The organism is Chryseobacterium limigenitum (genome assembly GCF_900114875.1).
GTDB classification, from domain to species: Bacteria; Bacteroidota; Bacteroidia; order Flavobacteriales; family Weeksellaceae; genus Chryseobacterium; species Chryseobacterium limigenitum.
The window spans coordinates 1-1,017 of record NZ_FPKW01000059.1 but is presented as its reverse complement, the minus strand read 5'-3'; the positions used below and the strand labels follow the sequence as shown (position 1 = coordinate 1,017).

Sequence of the window (1,017 nt, the reverse complement as noted above, 5' to 3'; positions counted from 1 at the left end):
TTGTCTGCTGGTAAACATGGTAAAATTAGAATAACTGGCGGTAATCATCAATTTGTCCGAGGCTTTCAGATTGGCATTAACTGCACCTACCCAGCGGCTGGTTTGTTTGGCTTTCTTATTATCCAGATTATCTCTTTGTCTTCCAATATTTGTAGAAAGAGACAACCTGTCTTTCAGCATTGTGAAAGAAGAATTGAGCGTAATGTTTTCTAAATCATTATTAAAATAATAAGCTCCTAAAGTTTTGTATCCGGGATCAATCCTTTCGTATCGAACACCTATCATTCCTTTTTTTAGTTTAAGGTTGACTCCTGTATTATAAGCGGAGTAACTTTCCATAGAAGAATTGGGCGAAAGAAATCTGGAGGCAATACCTTTCTTTACTGAGCCATTGGTTGTTGCCCTTAAATCATTAACGACAGAAGTATTAGCATATTCTCCAAAAGCCTCAAGATTTTTATCGAGTTTAAAACTTCCGGTCATTGAAAGCACCAAGTTTTCTTGTGGCAAAACACCTTTTGCATCAGGTGCTGTACTCAGAGAACCTACATCATCTTTTGCATAGAATCCAATTAATCCTAATTTATATTTTTCCTTTTCCCATTTTAAATGAGCACCATATCCCATTCTTTTGTACGCAGGAATGGTGTTGGGATTTCCGTTATCTTCTACAGCTTTGTTGAGCCTTCCTGTCATTAAAGCAACTTTCAATGGTATTTTCGGAGTCAGTTCCAAACCAGCACCAGTAAATAGCAGCCCATTGAATGTATAGGGAGAAAAAGTCATATTGGCATCTCCAATATAGGCTTTTACCCACTTGTATTTTGGAGCGATACTAATACGATTAAACTTAAATGGCACCTGATAACCCAATTGGCTTCCCTGATTGGTAAAGCTGTATGATATGGGCATTGACCATTTGTACAAGCCGAGATTCAGATTTCCGTTAAGGAAATAAGTAAATGGCTCTCTCCCGCTGTAGACATTTGAACTATAAAAGACAGAATTAGCCGAAAT

At 37.5% G+C, this 1,017-nt stretch carries 1 pseudogene; it reads right to left on the bottom strand.

Going from position 1 to position 1,017, the window contains the following annotated elements:
* A pseudogene (locus BT156_RS21720) lies at positions 1 to 1,017 on the bottom strand (hypothetical protein); the annotation flags it as partial.